This window comes from Lactobacillus porci (assembly GCF_009695985.1).
Lineage (GTDB): Bacteria > Bacillota > Bacilli > Lactobacillales > Lactobacillaceae > Lactobacillus > Lactobacillus absianus.
In genome coordinates this window covers 1-14,964 of the sequence record NZ_VUMX01000001.1, presented here as the reverse complement: position 1 = coordinate 14,964, position 14,964 = coordinate 1, and the positions used below count along the sequence as shown (strand labels likewise).

Sequence of the window (14,964 nt, the reverse complement as noted above, 5' to 3'; positions counted from 1 at the left end):
ATGCTCTTATTCCAATTCCATTTCCAGCTTCTTGACGGCGGCGTTGACCTTGGCGATATCGCTTGGCATTGTCGTGCAGCATCCCCCAACGATCATGGCCCCGGCATCCAGCCAGTCCTTAGCCGCGGCCCCAAAGCTGGTGTCTTCAGCCGGATACTTCCACGCCTTGACCTCTGGATCGTATTCAGCGCCAGAATTCGGATAGATCACGACCGGTTTCTTGGCCACGGACTTGACCGTCTTGACGGCGGCTGAGCCCCATTCCAGCTTAAAGCAGTTGATGCCGGCCGCGAAGACCTGCGGGTCATCCTGCACGGCCTGGATGGCCGCGGTCAAAGGCGTCCCTTCACTGATGGTTTCCGGGTCCTTTAACGAGAAGCTGACGTAGACCGGAATCTCCGGGTACTGGTCCTTGAGGTAGGCCAGAATGGCCTGCACCTCGTCCAGCCTCGGCTGGGTCTCAATGGCCAGGCAGTCGACCCCGCTCTTGACCAGCTCCTCAATCCGCGGCGCGTGAAAGTCCACGTACTGGTCGCGGCTTAGCAGGTAGTCGCCCCGGTACTCGCTCCCATCGGCCAGGTAGGCCCCGTAAGGGCCTACGGACCCAGCCACGAAGTTGTGGATGCCAGTCCGCTCCTCGTAGTCGTCACGGGCCTTAAGCGCGATCTCCGCGGCCTTTTCCATCAAGCCCCGGGCCTCGCTGGCGCTTAAGCCATGCTTCTCAAAAGCTGGGATGCTGGTCTGGTAGGTATCCGTGATCGTCATCCGGGCTCCGGCCTTAAAATACTCGTAGTGGACCTTGTAGACCCGCTCAGGATGGTCAAGCAAAGCCTCAGCCGTCCATAAGTCGGTATTGGTCTGCTCACCCCAAGCTTCCAAAGGGGTTGACATGGATCCGTCCAGCACGAGTGGTTCTTTTAGCAACGATAATAAATCCGTCATTAGGAATCCCCTCCCTACTCACCTGTTTATTATGCTATTATAGTTATTATTTTAAATAGAATTTAGCGTAAATAAAAGAGGAATGCTTCATGACTCAAGAAAAAGAAATAAACAAAGGAAAAGTCGAGCACCTGGAACGAAAAATGGAGGCCCGGCATATCCAAATGATCTCCCTGGGCGGGGTCATTGGGACGGGACTCTTCCTTAGTTCTGGCTATACCATCAGCCAGGCCGGGCCAATTGGGACCATCCTGGCCTACTTCGTCGGAGCGGTATTGGTTTACGCCGTCATGCTCTGCCTAGGCGAATTGTCCGTGGCCATGCCTTACACCGGCTCTTTTCACGTCTATGCCAAAAACCTGCTCAACCCGGCAACGGGCTTCGTCGTTGCCATTCTCTATTGGCTGACCTGGACCCATTGCCTTGGGCAGCGAGTTCACGGCCTCAGGGATCATCATGCGCCACTGGTTTCCCAGCATCCCGGTCTGGGTCTGGAGCCTGGTCTTCATGATCCTGATCTTCCTGTCCAACTACTTCTCCGTCCGCGTCTTCGCGGAAAGCGAGTTCTGGTTCGCGGCCGTCAAGGTCTTTGCCATCGTTGCCTTTATTGTTTTGGGCGGGCTGGCAGTCGTTGGCCTCATCCCGATCAAAGGCTACGCTCATGCCCCGCTTTTGACCAATCTGACCAAGGACGGATGGTTTCCGACCGGCTTTAAGGGCGTCTTTACGACCATGCTGACGGTCAACTTTGCCTTTTCAGGAACGGAATTGATCGGGATCACCGCCGGGGAGGCCAAGGATCCGGAAAAGACCCTGCCTAAGGCCATCCACACCACCCTGTGGCGCTTGATCATCTTCTTCATCGGCTCCATCTTCGTGATGGCCTGCCTGATCCCTTACAAGCAGGCTGGCGTCAGCGAAAGTCCCTTCGTCCACATCTTCAAGATGATGGGGATTCCTTTTGCCAGCGACCTGATGAACTTCGTCGTGCTCACGGCCATCATTTCCGCCGGCAACTCCGGCCTCTACGCCTCCACGCGAATGCTGTGGTCTTTAGGCAATGAAGGAACGATTCCGGTCGTCTTCGCCAAGACCAACAAGCGGGGCATCCCCGCCATCTCCCTGGTCGTGAGCATGCTTGGCGGGATTCTGTCCCTGCTGACCAGCATCTACGCCGCGGACACGATCTACCTGGTCCTGGTTTCCATCTCCGGCTTGGCGGTCGTCTTCGTCTGGATGGCCATCGCCCTTTGCGAGTTGAGCTTCCGCAAAAAGTGGCTCAAGGATGGCCACCAGGTCAGCGAGCTGCAGTTCAAGACCCCGGGCTACCCCTTCACCCCTTGGTTCGCCTTCCTGGCCAGCCTGGCTTCCTGCCTCCTGATCTGGTTTGACCCCAACCAGCGGGTGGCCCTCTACGCGACCATCCCCTTCGTCATTCTCTGCTACCTGGCCTACTACCTCTACGCCAAGCACAAGCAGCACACTAGCATCAATGATTAGCAAACAGCCAGAACCCGCGTGGGCTCTGGCTTTTTTGTCTTTTGGAAATCGAATCAAATCACGCTAATCCAATCCAATCAAATCTAATCAAATCATTGGCGAGATTGACGTGATTGGATTAGAATAGTTAGTAGGCCAACCGACTAGAAAAATGGGGGAAAATCGTCATGTTCAATCCAAACGCCAGCGAAAATTTTGAAAGCCAGCTCTCCTACCGGCAGGATTTGACTTTTAAGAGTCTGAACCAGGTCCTGGCCGACCACCAGCTGCCGGCTGCCCAAACGCCGGCCCAGCTTTTGGGTCTGGGCCAGTTCAGCAATCTGGACCTGCTTTTGTCAGACCAGTGCCCCTACTCGATCAAGTGCGGGGTCTTCAAAGGGGTGACCCAGGATGAGTTCCTGGACCGGCAGGAGTTCACCGGTTCTTTGGCCGCCCAGTTCGCGGCCGTCTACCGCTTCATTGACCAGCACAACCCAGTCAAGAGCCAGATCAAGGGCCTTTACCGGGAAGACCAGCGGACTTATCCACCGCAGGCTATCCGCGAGGCCTTGATGAACTGCATTATCCACAGGGACTATTCCAATCCAGCCAGCACTTTGATCAATGTCTACGCTGACCGGATTGAGTTCATCTCTTACGGCGGCCTCGCGGACGGAATTACCGAAGCTGACGTCAAGCTGGGCTTGTCAGTCTGCCGCAACCCGCACCTGGCCCAGTTCTTCTACCGGCTCAAGCTGGTGGAATCCTACGGCACGGGCTTGGCCCGGATCAAGAGTGCCTACAAGGGCGCGGCCGACCAGCCCGTCATCATCCCCGCCCCTGCTTCTTTCAAGGTGGTCCTGCCAGCCTACCAGCTTGAGAGCGTCAAGCTTAAGCCAAAGGCCAAGGCTAAGCCCCAGCCGGCGCCGCGGCCAGCCCGCCCCAAAGCCGCCAAGAGCGCGGCCCCGGCTGGCAACGAGCAGGCCGTCCTGGCTTTTGGCCAAGACCACGCGGAATTCATCCGAAGCGACATCGAAAAATTGCTGGGAGTCAGTCCGGCCACGGCTACCCGCCTGCTCCGGCAAATGGAGGGCAAGGGCCTTATCACGAAGCGCGGCAAGGCCAAAGCGATCCGCTATCGGATCGCGGAATAAGAGCGGCAATTTTTTCTAAAAAAGCGCTTCCCCATTGAATCAGTCCGGCTCATAAATGCTAGTATATGTAAGGACCCAACCGGTCCAAACAATGAAGCAAATTAGAAAGAATCAAACAAGCAATGAAACCATTTACCCCAATTCTGCTGGGCAGCGACATCAACGTCTACGGGATGGCGCGCTCCTTCCATGAAGCTTACGGAATCAAGGTCCAAGCCTGGGGTGCTTCCACCCTGGCCCCGACCCGCTACTCCAACATCGTTGATATCGAGGTCCACCCCGGCTTTACCGAGGATCCAGCCTTTATCGAAGTCATGCGGGAAAAGATCAAGGAATACCAAGACCATCCCGAGCCAGTCATCCTGATTTCCTGCGGGGACGGCTATTCCGAGCTTTTGGCCAAGCACAAGGCTGAATTGGAAAAGGCCTTTATCGTGCCTTACATCAACTACGACCTGCTGGAAAAGCTGATCTCCAAAGAGGGCTTCTACGAAGTCTGTGAGGAATACGACCTGCCATATCCAAAGACCCACATCATCACCATGAAGGACTACCGGGATGGCTCTTATGAAAACGTACCGTTCCCCTTCCCGGTTGCCTTAAAGCCAGAAGACCCGGTGTCCTGGCTGGACGTGCAGTTTGAGGGCCGCAAGAAGGCCTTTGTCATCAAGGACTTTGCTGAATTCAAAGACATCGTGGGCAAGATCTACACCAACGGCTACAAGGAAGACCTGATCTTGCAGGACTTTATCCCAGGCGACGACTCCAACATGCGGGTTCTGAACGCTTATGTGGACAAAAATCATAAGGTCAAGATGATGTGCCTGGGCCACCCGCTTCTGGAAGATCCAGACCCAATCGCCATTGGCAACTACATGGTGATCGCGCCGGACTATGATGAGCAGCTCTACCAGACCGTTCAGGCCTTTTTGGAAAAGATCCACTATACGGGGATGGCCAACTTCGACATCAAGTACGACCGCCGCGACGGGATCTACAAGTTCTTTGAAATCAACCTCCGCCAAGGCCGCTCCAGCTTTTACGTGACCCTGAACGGCTACAACCTGGCCAAGTGGTACATCGACGACTACGTTGAGGACTCCCTCAAAGATCGGGCAACCGTCTACGGGAACAAGGACCGGGCTGGCCATATGCTCTGGCTCGGCGTGCCGCGGAAGCTTTTTGAAGAATACGCGGTTCCTTCCCCGGCCAAGGACGAGGCCATGGAGCTCCTTAAAGAGGGCAAGTATGGCACGACCGTCTTCTATGACAAAGACCGCAATTTTAAGCGCTGGCTGCTGATGAAGCACATGTACCACAACTACTTCAAGGACTACCAGACCTACTTCAAGGTCAATAAGGAACAGTACTTCAGCCAAAACAAGTAAGAAATTCAAGACTTATGCACAGCAAAAAGAGGAATCTCACGCGAGATTCCTCTTTTTGGGCTTATTTTTAGGCCTGGCTTGTTTAAAAAATGTGGATAATCCGCAGGCAGATGTGCATAGCCTGCTCTTGAGCAGCTTTTCCCCAGCTGCGGTCGTCATGGGCCGCCACGTTGGCCAGGGAATCGGCCGTGTAGAGCAGCTGGCCGAATTCAACGCCCCGCTTGGCGGCAACGGCGGCCATTGAGGCACATTCCATCTCCACCACCTGGCAGCCTTCTTCGCGCCGGTACTCGACCATGTCCTGGGTTTCACGGAAAAAGCCGTCCGTCGTCCAGGTCGTGCAGTGCTCATAGGGCAATCCCTGCTCTGCCAGTCCTTGGCCAATTTTTTCCACAGCAACTGGGTCAAGGTCCACATAGCGGCTGGCCGGCAGGTACTTGTAGGAGGTGCCCTCATCTCTCAGAGCCCGGGTTGGGATCAAGAAGTCGTTCTCCTTGATGTCGACCAGGGTGCCACAGGAGCCGACGGCCAGAAATTTTCGGCAGCCAAGCGCGATCAAGGCATCCATAAACTGGGCTGCCGCCGGGCCGCCCAAGGGAGCCCGGCACAAGCAGAGGGGCTCTCCTTGATCCTTAATCACGTAAATTGGCCGCAGCCGGTCAACCGTGATAAAGTGGTCAGCCACCGTGGCATTAACCTGTTCCGCGTATTCATCCACTTCATCCCCCAAGAAGGCAAACAGGCATTTCTCTGGCAGCTTGACGCCTTTGGCATCGTGGCCGGGCTTGAGGACTTCCTGAGAAGTCGGGTCGTATTCCAAAATTGGCAGTTCGTTCTTTTCAATCATAATTCCGCTCTTTTCATCTCAAATAAGTTAAGTATAGCAACTTTTCCACCCATGGCAAAAGCAGCAAAACAAAACGAGTCGATTCCGTTTGAAACCGGCTCGTTTCTGGTTTGAGAGATTAAGCAGTGGTGATTTCGATTAAGCGTGGAATTCGATTACGACGCAGACCATCGCGTTGTTGCCGCTGCCGTAGTGGCCAACCCCGATGTAGGCCGTGTGGTTGCCTGAGTCAACCAGCATCTTGTAGTGTTCGTAAGTGCCGCTGATATTGGTCAGGTTCTTTCTGGTCTTCTTGACAACGATTGCTTCGTAGTCGTCCTTTTCAGCCTGCATGTTTTCCGTGAAGGTGCTAGTCAAGCTAGCCTTCATTTCAGCAGTAGCGTCAGAGCTCAGGCCGTTGTAGTAGCAAGCGTGCAGGGTTTCGCCGCCGTGGTAGACGATCTTGCCCTTAACGATTGGGTAGGTATTGAGGTACTTTGGTAGAGCGTTGTAGCCAGAGTGGTCGTAGGTCCCAGTCGTTACGTATTGCTTAGCCTTTTCAGTGGCCCGCTTGTCAAGGATTTCGTTGTACTTGGAGCTCATCTTGACTGCCTTGACGCCAACCTTGGCCCGGAAGCTGTTGACAACATTCAGGACTGACTTGCGCAGCTGGTCTTGGCTGCTGTTGGCAGGGCTGGCCTTAACAGCGGCCTTCTTGACTGCCACGTACTTGATCTTGACCGTTTTGTTCTTGGTCTTGCTGGTTACCTTAACTGCCTTGACCGCCTTGGTGCTGGCTGCGTAGCCAGAAGCCTTAGGAGCCTTGTAGGACTTCCAGGTAGCGGTCGTCCACTTGCGGCCCTTCTTCTTCAAAGTTACAGTCTGCTTAACTTGGCTGTACTTGCCTGGCTCGTAGACCTTGATGGTCCGAGTAACTTTCTTGCTAGCTGCTTTTGCGTATACTGGCTTGGGTGCTGAGGTTGCCAGCCCGAGGAGGGCTGCCAGGGCTGCCAGAACTGTTATCGTGTGTTTTATTGTAAATCTCCTATATCCATTTGATCTTTAATATTGCGTTTCTGTTATCTTTCACTTATGATTATAGACGCTGCTCAGAGAAAAATCCACACTTTTTCGCCGATTTTCATTAGTTTTCGCCTATATCTACAGAGGCTCAGTGCACTTAGCTTTCTATGATCAATGCCACAGCGATATAACCATTGCTCTATTCAAAAAGCCAAAAGTAGTTCGATAGCCCCTCCAAAAGTATTGATCTATCAATGATTGTTAAATCAATATCCAGCAACCGATATTGTTTACAGTTTATTAAAAAGATAATACAAAAGATGAGTGCACTTCTAGCCACAGATTTTTTGTCCATTCTTTATAACCATGTTCTTAAAATCTGTCCTTGGGGTCAATTATTGCTGTTCTTATCAGAATTATTGTTAATCAGCAATATCAATGAGGCTGAATTGGTGTTTGAAGATTTTAAAAAGATTATTATCACTAGCCGTCACCGCTTTCTTTTCGCCAAATAAACGGCCGCTGCTTATTTTTCTAAGCGGCGGCTGCTTGCCTTGGGATTTCACTTGCTGCGTTATCCCCTGAATCATATTTTTTCGGCATTTAAAACATAAAAAAGGAAGCCGAAGCTTCCTTAACTAGCAATTATTGTCATCCTAGCAACACGTTATCGCCACCCTGTTTCTTGATCTGGTACATCAGGGCGTCAACCTGTTGATAAATCTGTTCTACGTCATCCCCCTGGCTTTGGCAGTGAATCACCCCGCAAGAGAAATGCAACTGGCTGAGCTCGCGGCCATTCAGCCTGATCACTCGCTGGCGGAAGTCGGCTTGAATGGCACGAAGCTTGGCCACGCAAGCCTGGTCAGCTGGCGCGTGAAAGGCGAAGACGAACTCATCGCCGCCCAGCCGGCCTAAAAGGCTGTCTTTCTTTGGATCATAATCTTCCAAAAATTCAGCCCGGTCATGGTAGTCGACATTTAAGCCCTGGACAAAGCAATTGCTTAATTCCCTAATCGCCAGATCTCCCATCTGGTGGCCGTAGCTGTCATTGATCTGCTTGAAGTGGTCGATATCGATCAAGCCAATATAGAGATCCGTGCATTCGGGCCGGTCGACCGTTTTCTGCAGCAAATCCGCGAAAGTCGACCGGATCATTGCCCCGCTTAGGCGGTCAAAGTCTGCCTGCACTCTTAGCTGACGCTGATTGGCATGGTACTTGTTCAATAAGATGAACGAGGCCAAGCGTTCCTTTTGAACGACATAGTTCAAGGATAAAGCAACGGCAGTAAAAATCACCCCATTAAAGGTATCCAGCTCCCCCATCGCGGCCCCTTTGAAGCAATAAGAGCCGACGCTAAATAAAGCCAGCATGGCCACGTAGAAAGCAGTCAGACTGTAGAAGGTGTCCGTCAGCAAAACCGCAACCAGCACAATAAGGACTAAATAACCAGTTGCCACGTTGCGCGGGTCAAGGTTTGAGTCCACGATCGAGTTAAGCAGGAAAAGCGCCATCGTGCAATAAACCGTCAGCCGGTTGCCGATCAGCTTCTTCTTGATCAGCCAGGCCAAAATCAGGGCAGCTACAAATCCTGACAGATACATTGCCAAATAAGCTGGGTGCAAGCCAAATAGCGACAGTATGGTAAAAATCGCCATCGCGACCGCGTACATCTTCACCAAAAATGCGCAGCTCTGCCAGTTATGCTGGCGAATATGGGGCAAGCAGGCCCGGTACTGGTCAAAGTCGAGTCCATAGTAATTAATGTTCTTCAAATTTAACGTCTCTCATTGCTCCATCCCGCTATGAATCCGCGAGAATTTATTTTCCACTATTTTAACAAAAATCATCAAAAATTTTGTCTCTCGAAAGCGATTTATTTTTCATTGCTGATTGCCTCACTAATCATGCAGGAACAAGCAATTATTTCTCGGGAAATAATTCGATGACAGCTTTGCTTTCTTGTCAGGGCGCGCTTTTTCCCTTAAGCTTGAGTCAAACTTGCTAAGAAAAAGGAGCTGTAAATCATGGAATTCAGTGATCAAGTCAAGCAGCTGCGCCAGCAAATGGGACTGACCCAAGAACAGTTTGCCCTCAAGGTCAACGTGACCCGCCAAGCCGTCTCCAACTGGGAGAACAACCGCAACTTGCCTGACATCGAAACCCTGATCGTAATCAGTCAGGTCTTTCACATTTCTTTAGACGAATTAATTTTAGGAGGAACGGATATGAACAAGATGACGGAAAAGCTGATCCAAGACGGCTCAGAAGGTCGCCGGGCCAAGATGAACATGGTCTCAACCCTAACTGGGGCCTTTTTGATGATTCTCGGCTTGGCTTGCTTCTTAATTAAGGCCAACTCAGTTGAATACATCGACAAGCAAGGGATCCTGCACGAAAACTTCTATCTTTTGCCAATTGGCTTCGCCTTTCTCTTCACGGGCTTCCTGGTCCTCTTGACCACCACGACCTGCTTCCTGGTGAGAAAGCTGCGTGAAAAATAGTAATGCTAAGCTGATAATCATATTTTTAAGATTTAGAGCGCCAACTGGCGCTCTTTTTCTATAAGTTTTAAAGAATAAAAAAATTTTGACGTTTTTCCGTGTATTACTTATTGAAGGGGAAAATTCCCTTCTAGAATGGAGGAAAAATGTCAAAATCAACCCTAACAGTCCGCGGCAGCAAGGATATCGTCCAAAAGGTCATGCTGGACAAGAACGAGATCTTTGCTGACGTGTTGAACGGCTTTATTTTCAAAGGCCAGCAGGTTATCAAGCCGAATATGCTGACGGATACGAACACGACCAGCTACTACAAGGCCAACGGAGAAATTCACGGCCAGGACCGGGACGTGGCCAAATTGCTGACAATTGGCGATAAGAAGATCGTCATCTTGCTGGTCGGAATTGAGAACCAGACCAGGCCGGACAAGCACATGCCAGCGCGGGTGATGAACTATGATGCCGCAGCCTACCGCTACCAGCTCACCAAGAGCAAAACGCTCTACCCCGTGCTTACGCTGGTGGTATACTACGGGAAAGAAGCGTGGAACTACAGCCGGAACCTGCTGGGAAACATTGAGCTGCAGAAGTTGCCCAAGGAAATGCGGCAGCTAATCAGTGATTATGAGATCAAGGCCTTTTACCGGATCAGCGACTTGTCAGCACCAGAACTGGATCAGCGGTTCAAAAGCGCCTTCTTCTGTCTGGCGGAATACTTCATCCAGACCAATGCTGGTGAAGAATACCACCCGAGCGCCAAGAAACTGTCGGTCGAAGATATCATGCTTCTTTTGGATATGATGAATTCCTTGTCAGGCACTCATGCTTATGACGAGTTGATCAAAGAATTGGAAGAAAAAGATAAGAACGAGGTGACTACCATGACTGAAGTACTGCCACAATTTATTCAGGTCAAGATTGACCGGGCAAAGAAGGAAAACACTGAAGAAGTGACTAAGAAAGTGACCAAAGAAGTGACTAGAAAAACTACTGAAAACGTGACTAAAGATCACTTGCTCAACATTCTAAACACTACCAGTTTAACTCCGGACGAAGCTATGGATCTCCTGGGCATCCCCGCGGCAGATCGGCCTAAGTACAAGGAAATGCTCAAGAAAACAGGCGACTACCATGACTGAAGTACTGCCACAATTTATCCAGGTCAAGATTGACCAGGCAAAGAAGGAAACTGCTGAAGAAGTGACTAAGAAAGTGACTGCGAAAGTGACCAAAGATCACTTGCTCAACATTCTAAAAACTACCAATCTAACTCCGGACAAAGCTATGGACCTCCTGGGCATCCCCGAGGCAGACCGGCCTATGTACAAGGAGCTGCTCAAGAAAAAATAAGCAACGCAAAAGCGGGCAAGCTTGGCTTATCCGCTTATCTTTTATTCATATCAATCGTTGCCGGTGGCTTGCTCGTCACGTCGTACAGTATGCGGTTAACCTGCTTGATTTCGTTGACGATCCGCACGGAGTTCTTTTGCAAAACGTCCCATGGAATCTGGGCAAAGTCAGCAGCCATCCCGGCAATTGACGTCACGGCCCAGATGTCCAGGTCAAGTTCTGGGAATGGCTTCCACTTATTTTTTAAGCAGCAGCCTCAAAATTTGATCGCTAGAATTCAATGTCGATGTGAATCTTAATTCTACCTTTAGCACTCATGAACCTCACCTCCTAAACTAATTACTAGTTAGTGTCGTCAAAATTCTTAGTGTCGCCAAACTTCATCGCCAAATACAATTCGATTTTTCATTCACGATCCCCCTTTTTTGCAAGATTTCGTGTTTTAGTATAATCTGATAAAAAATGGATAAATAAAAAGTCATACCTGCAAGTAAAATTGCAGATATGACTTTTTTTACATATGCTCATCTAAAAACTTTTGAACCTCTTGTCCGTATTCCGCCATCCCTAACAACTGATAATTCTGAACCGCCAGACGGCAATATTTCATTTTATCCGCGCTTGGTTCGGCTTGATAGGCTAGCAAATTTTCAAAAAACAACAGCGAGTTCTTGTAGAAAAACAGCTCTGGCCTGGTTGGGATCTGCTTGCCTGCCTCGATAAAATACTCTGTTCCATTCACTTCTCTCTTCTCAGCAAAATCAGTCAGCAGATTATCAATAATCGCCAGCAGGGCAACTTGAATATCTACATCTGTCGTCTGCCTGTATTTTTCTACAATTTGCCGGCTTAGATAACGGTTGCTTTCCAAATCATAGAAGTCCATGAAGTTACAGTACAGCATTAACCGCTTTTTATCAAAAACGTCAATATTAAATATCTTGTCCTTAATCTTCTGCCTAAGAACTTCATTTGCCTCTTGATTATCTTTAATTGTCTCCATCCAACCCTCAATGATCAAGAGCTGCTCTTCCTTGTCTGGAAAGCTGCTGGCTTGAACTTCTTTAGACAATTGCTGAAAATCTGCTTGATTTCCGTGGTAATATGCCTGCATCAACCGCGCCCGTAAATTCTTTTCCCACTTCTTCCGCTGACCAGCCTCCCCTTCCAAGTGACTGAAGAATTCCCCCAAAGGGATGTGGTTAGCCTCCAGCAGCTTCAGCAAATCTTCAGCGCTTATCCGGTTTAACCCTTTTTCAACTTTCGAATAGAATGAAGGGCTGATCACGTTGCCCGCCCATGACTTTTGCGTTTTTCCCTGCTCTATGCGGTATTTTTGAAGTAATTCGCCAATTTCCATCTCTAGCTCCTCCACAGTCAAATATGACATTTTTCGCTAACCGGTTCATGAAGTCCTATCTTAAAGTAAAAATCTTTTTACGAAAGCTGGTTCAACAATGAATTCTTTTCTCAATAACAAAAACTTCCGCCGCTTTGCCACCGGTGGACTCCTGTCAGCCGCGGGCGATGTCTTCTTCTATCTGGCATTTATGACTTATGCCAGCCAAATGCACAACTATTCTTTAGCTATCTCTTTAATCGCAATCTCTGAAGCCGTACCAAAATTTCTAGAGATATTTGCTGGCTACTTAGCTGACAAAAGCAATCACAAATTTCGCAGTATCGTGCTGACCGCGCTTTTACGCTGTCTCTTATACGCCTTGGCGGCTCTGCTTCTAGCCTCTAAGGTTGACCAATGGAAACTCCTGCTGGCCATCATCACCATCAACTTCTTATCCGATCTCTGTGGCTCCTACTCCTCGGGGCTGATAGTTCCGCTCGTGGTCGACCTAGTTGGACAAGATAATTTCGGTGAAGCAGAAGGATTCGTTAGCGGTACTAAACAGATTATCGACGTTCTGGCCCAATTTGCCGGAGCTGGATTAATCCTGGTTCTTTCCTATGCTGCTCTGGCCTGGATCAATTCTCTGACTTTTCTGATCGCCGCGATTCTTTTCGCCTTGGTTAGCCGGAAGACTGGTCCTGTTCACGCAACTACCAACAAAACTCCAGCTTTTTGGCAAACCATGCGGCAGGCTTATCAGCAAACACAGAAACAGTCTGGGCTCTTAACCATCATACTTGTTTTAGCAGTAATTAACGCCTCACTAACCGCAATTGAGCCCTTGTTTTCAATTACTCTGGCCGCTCACAAAAATAGCATGGTCATTTTAAGCTACAGTTTTACCCTGGCGCTGACCAACGTAGCAGCCGCAATTGGGGCAGCCGTCGGCAGTATTTTTGGTCAAAAGATTTTCCGTTCAGTCAACATTTTTCATCTAGCCAGCTTGACCGCCTTATCCAGCCTATTGACCACGCTGAGTCTTTTTTGTCATAACGGCTGGCTAACTGCAGCTTGGTTCAGTCTCTTAGCAGCTTTGGCCAGTGCTGTTTCCATCAAAATGACCCAATGGCTGGTAACTAGCGTTGATCGGCAAATTTTGGCTTCAACTGTTGGCCTGCTAAATACCATTTTGATGGCCGCCAGTCCTTTGATTACAACTTTGGTCACCACTATTTCTAGTTTTAGCTTGACCTGGGCAATCATCAGCTTACTTGCCTTAGAAGTCGCCGCTTTGGCAGTATTAATTGCCCTCAACCAGCGACTTCGACTATCTCAGCCTAACAAGTAGATAGTCATGAGTCAAATGCGGCAGATCAATACCACTTTGACATCAATTCGACTTTTTCTGCTGGCAACGCCCTTATAATTTTGAAAAAAGAAAAAATTTTGGCATCTTTTCGTGTATTACTTATTGAAGGGGAAAAATCCCTTCTAGAATGGAGGAAAAATGTCAAAATCAACCCTAACAGTCCGCGGCAGCAAGGATATCGTCCAAAAGGTCATGCTGGATAAGAACGAGATCTTTGCTGACGTGTTGAACGGCTTTATCTTTAATGGCGAGCAGGTTATCAAGCCGGACATGCTGACGGATACGAACACGACCAGCTACTACAAGGCCAACGGAGAAATTCATGGCCAGGACCGGGACGTGGCCAAGCTGCTGACAATTGGCGATAAGAAGGTCGTCATCTTGCTGGTCGGAATTGAGAACCAGACCAGGCCGGACAAGCACATGCCAGCGCGGGTGATGAACTATGATGCCGCAGCCTACCGCTACCAGCTTACCAAGAGCAAAACGCTCTACCCCGTGCTTACGCTGGTGGTATACTACGGGAAAGAAGCGTGGAACTACAGCCGGAACTTGCTGGGAAACATTGAGCTGCAGAAGTTGCCCAGGGAAATGCGGCAGCTGATCAGTGATTATGAGATCAAGGCCTTTTACCGGATCAGCGACTTGTCAGCACCAGAACTGGATCAACGGTTCAAGAGCGCCTTCTTCTGTCTGGCGGAATATTTCATCCAGACCAATGCTGGTGAAGAATACTACCCGAGCGCCAAGAAGCTGTCGATCGAAGATATCATGCTTCTTTTGGATATGATGAATTCCTTGTCAGGCACTCATGCTTATGACGAGTTAATCAAAGAATTAGAAGAAAAAGATAAGAACGAGGTGACTACCATGACTGAAGTACTGCCACAATTTATCCAGGTCAAGATTGACCGGGCAAAGAAGGAAAACACTAAAAACGTGACTAGAGAGCACTTGCTCAACATTCTAAATACTACCAATCTAACTCCGGACAAAGCTATGGACCTCCTGGGCATCCCCGAGGCAGACCGGCCTATGTACAAGGAACTGCTCAAGAAAACAGGTGACTACCATGACTGAAGTACTGCCACAATTTATTCAGGTCAAGATTGACCGGGCAAAGAAGGAAAACACTGAAGAAGTGACTGCGAAAGTGACCAATGAAGTGACTAAGAAAGTGACTAAAGACTACTTGTTCAACATTCTGAACACTACCAATCTAACTCCGGACAAAGCTATGGACCTCCTGGGCATCCCCGAGGCAGACCGGCCTATGTACAAGGAACTGCTCAAGAAAAAATAAGCAACGCAAAAGCGGACAAGCCAAGCTTGCCCGCTTTTTCTTCGTTTAACTACAAGCCTGCAGTATTGCTTAAATCAACTACCCCCGACCGAGGTCGGAGGTTTGCGACTAACTAGCGTGGTCCAAGCAAACTCCCCGAAGAGAGTTCTCCCATAGCCAAGCCCGAAGGCTTACGCTGTCGCTTCTCAAGCATCCTTGGCGGACCTCAGATGCTTCCGCAGATTGATTAACTACGGCAGAACAGCACGTGTACGCACTGCTCTAATTTGTTTCTTTCTTTGAT

General features: G+C 49.6%; 14 protein-coding genes and 2 pseudogenes. 9 read left to right on the top strand and 7 right to left on the bottom strand.

The features are described from left to right. Positions 1-6 precede the first annotated feature (6 nt). On the bottom strand, positions 7-942 hold the full coding sequence (gene mmuM, locus FYJ62_RS00080) for a homocysteine S-methyltransferase (RefSeq protein WP_154546760.1): 936 nt from the start codon (positions 940-942) through the stop codon (positions 7-9). Between the two features lie 89 nt (positions 943-1,031). Here mmuM and FYJ62_RS00075 point away from each other — a divergent pair. The 3 genes and pseudogenes from FYJ62_RS00075 (at position 1,032) to FYJ62_RS00065 (ending at position 4,963) form a co-directional block, all read left to right on the top strand. Next, positions 1,032-2,442 (top strand): annotated as a pseudogene (locus tag FYJ62_RS00075) (amino acid permease). Positions 2,443-2,609: 167 nt separating this feature from the next. Further along, the gene (locus FYJ62_RS00070) at positions 2,610-3,575 is read left to right on the top strand and encodes an ATP-binding protein (RefSeq protein ID WP_154546759.1); all 966 of its coding nucleotides are present in this window, start codon (positions 2,610-2,612) and stop codon (positions 3,573-3,575) included. 122 nt (positions 3,576-3,697) lie between these two features. Further along, positions 3,698-4,963 carry a carboxylate--amine ligase gene (locus FYJ62_RS00065; RefSeq protein ID WP_154546758.1) on the top strand — a complete coding sequence of 422 codons (1,266 nt, stop codon included), beginning with the start codon at positions 3,698-3,700 and terminating at the stop codon, positions 4,961-4,963. A gap of 82 nt (positions 4,964-5,045) precedes the next feature. Here FYJ62_RS00065 and FYJ62_RS00060 read toward each other — a convergent pair whose 3' ends face one another. The 4 genes from FYJ62_RS00060 to FYJ62_RS00045 all read right to left on the bottom strand — a co-directional run bounded on the left by FYJ62_RS00060 (position 5,046) and on the right by FYJ62_RS00045 (position 8,588). Further along, positions 5,046-5,810 (bottom strand): nucleoside phosphorylase, encoded by a 765-nt coding sequence (locus FYJ62_RS00060; RefSeq protein WP_154546757.1) that lies wholly within the window; start codon positions 5,808-5,810, stop codon positions 5,046-5,048. A gap of 138 nt (positions 5,811-5,948) precedes the next feature. Next, positions 5,949-6,776, bottom strand: coding sequence for a mucin-binding protein (locus FYJ62_RS00055; RefSeq protein ID WP_456073116.1), 828 nt, complete (start codon positions 6,774-6,776; stop codon positions 5,949-5,951). Between the two features lie 458 nt (positions 6,777-7,234). Continuing rightward, a complete protein-coding gene (locus FYJ62_RS00050; protein WP_154546755.1) occupies positions 7,235-7,378 on the bottom strand; it encodes a hypothetical protein in 144 nt (47 codons plus the stop codon). Positions 7,379-7,463: 85 nt separating this feature from the next. After that, on the bottom strand, positions 7,464-8,588 hold the full coding sequence (locus FYJ62_RS00045; protein WP_229771789.1) for a GGDEF domain-containing protein: 1,125 nt from the start codon (positions 8,586-8,588) through the stop codon (positions 7,464-7,466). Between the two features lie 252 nt (positions 8,589-8,840). On the opposite strand from FYJ62_RS00045, the gene FYJ62_RS00040 reads away from it, so the two are divergent. The 3 genes from FYJ62_RS00040 to FYJ62_RS00030 all read left to right on the top strand — a co-directional run bounded on the left by FYJ62_RS00040 (position 8,841) and on the right by FYJ62_RS00030 (position 10,664). Next, a complete protein-coding gene (locus FYJ62_RS00040) occupies positions 8,841-9,317 on the top strand; it encodes a DUF3955 domain-containing protein (RefSeq protein ID WP_154546754.1) in 477 nt (158 codons plus the stop codon). 146 nt (positions 9,318-9,463) lie between these two features. Next, positions 9,464-10,453 carry an Rpn family recombination-promoting nuclease/putative transposase gene (locus FYJ62_RS00035; protein ID WP_154546753.1) on the top strand — a complete coding sequence of 330 codons (990 nt, stop codon included), beginning with the start codon at positions 9,464-9,466 and terminating at the stop codon, positions 10,451-10,453. Continuing rightward, positions 10,446-10,664 (top strand): hypothetical protein, encoded by a 219-nt coding sequence (locus FYJ62_RS00030; RefSeq protein WP_154546752.1) that lies wholly within the window; start codon positions 10,446-10,448, stop codon positions 10,662-10,664. Before FYJ62_RS00035 ends, FYJ62_RS00030 begins: the two co-directional genes overlap by 8 nt. 34 nt (positions 10,665-10,698) lie before the next feature. Here FYJ62_RS00030 and FYJ62_RS00025 read toward each other — a convergent pair. Beyond that, positions 10,699-10,869 (bottom strand): annotated as a pseudogene (locus FYJ62_RS00025) (GMP synthase (glutamine-hydrolyzing)); the annotation flags it as partial. 309 nt (positions 10,870-11,178) lie between these two features. After that, a complete protein-coding gene (locus FYJ62_RS00020) occupies positions 11,179-12,024 on the bottom strand; it encodes a helix-turn-helix domain-containing protein (RefSeq protein WP_195837355.1) in 846 nt (281 codons plus the stop codon). Between the two features lie 97 nt (positions 12,025-12,121). Here FYJ62_RS00020 and FYJ62_RS00015 point away from each other — a divergent pair, with 97 nt between their 5' ends. The 3 genes from FYJ62_RS00015 (at position 12,122) to FYJ62_RS00005 (ending at position 14,681) form a co-directional block, all read left to right on the top strand. Then, on the top strand, positions 12,122-13,357 hold the full coding sequence (locus FYJ62_RS00015; protein ID WP_154546750.1) for an MFS transporter: 1,236 nt from the start codon (positions 12,122-12,124) through the stop codon (positions 13,355-13,357). A gap of 159 nt (positions 13,358-13,516) precedes the next feature. Further along, entirely contained in the window at positions 13,517-14,458 is a 942-nt protein-coding gene (locus FYJ62_RS00010; protein ID WP_154546749.1) for an Rpn family recombination-promoting nuclease/putative transposase, read from the top strand. Then, positions 14,451-14,681 carry a hypothetical protein gene (locus FYJ62_RS00005; RefSeq protein ID WP_154546748.1) on the top strand — a complete coding sequence of 77 codons (231 nt, stop codon included), beginning with the start codon at positions 14,451-14,453 and terminating at the stop codon, positions 14,679-14,681. The genes FYJ62_RS00010 and FYJ62_RS00005 overlap by 8 nt, the downstream gene beginning before the upstream one ends. The last annotated feature ends 283 nt before the right edge of the window (positions 14,682-14,964 follow it).

What these genes read in the sequence shown, in the direction of transcription:
- mmuM (WP_154546760.1), bottom strand. Translation starts at nt 942, where the DNA reads ATGACGGATTTATTATCGTTGCTAAAAGAACCACTCGTGCTGGACGGA.
- FYJ62_RS00070 (WP_154546759.1), top strand. Translation starts at nt 2,610, where the DNA reads ATGTTCAATCCAAACGCCAGCGAAAATTTTGAAAGCCAGCTCTCCTAC.
- FYJ62_RS00065 (WP_154546758.1), top strand. Translation starts at nt 3,698, where the DNA reads ATGAAACCATTTACCCCAATTCTGCTGGGCAGCGACATCAACGTCTAC.
- FYJ62_RS00060 (WP_154546757.1), bottom strand. Translation starts at nt 5,810, where the DNA reads ATGATTGAAAAGAACGAACTGCCAATTTTGGAATACGACCCGACTTCT.
- FYJ62_RS00040 (WP_154546754.1), top strand. Translation starts at nt 8,841, where the DNA reads ATGGAATTCAGTGATCAAGTCAAGCAGCTGCGCCAGCAAATGGGACTG.
- FYJ62_RS00035 (WP_154546753.1), top strand. Translation starts at nt 9,464, where the DNA reads ATGTCAAAATCAACCCTAACAGTCCGCGGCAGCAAGGATATCGTCCAA.
- FYJ62_RS00030 (WP_154546752.1), top strand. Translation starts at nt 10,446, where the DNA reads ATGACTGAAGTACTGCCACAATTTATCCAGGTCAAGATTGACCAGGCA.
- FYJ62_RS00020 (WP_195837355.1), bottom strand. Translation starts at nt 12,024, where the DNA reads ATGGAAATTGGCGAATTACTTCAAAAATACCGCATAGAGCAGGGAAAA.
- FYJ62_RS00015 (WP_154546750.1), top strand. Translation starts at nt 12,122, where the DNA reads ATGAATTCTTTTCTCAATAACAAAAACTTCCGCCGCTTTGCCACCGGT.
- FYJ62_RS00010 (WP_154546749.1), top strand. Translation starts at nt 13,517, where the DNA reads ATGTCAAAATCAACCCTAACAGTCCGCGGCAGCAAGGATATCGTCCAA.
- FYJ62_RS00005 (WP_154546748.1), top strand. Translation starts at nt 14,451, where the DNA reads ATGACTGAAGTACTGCCACAATTTATTCAGGTCAAGATTGACCGGGCA.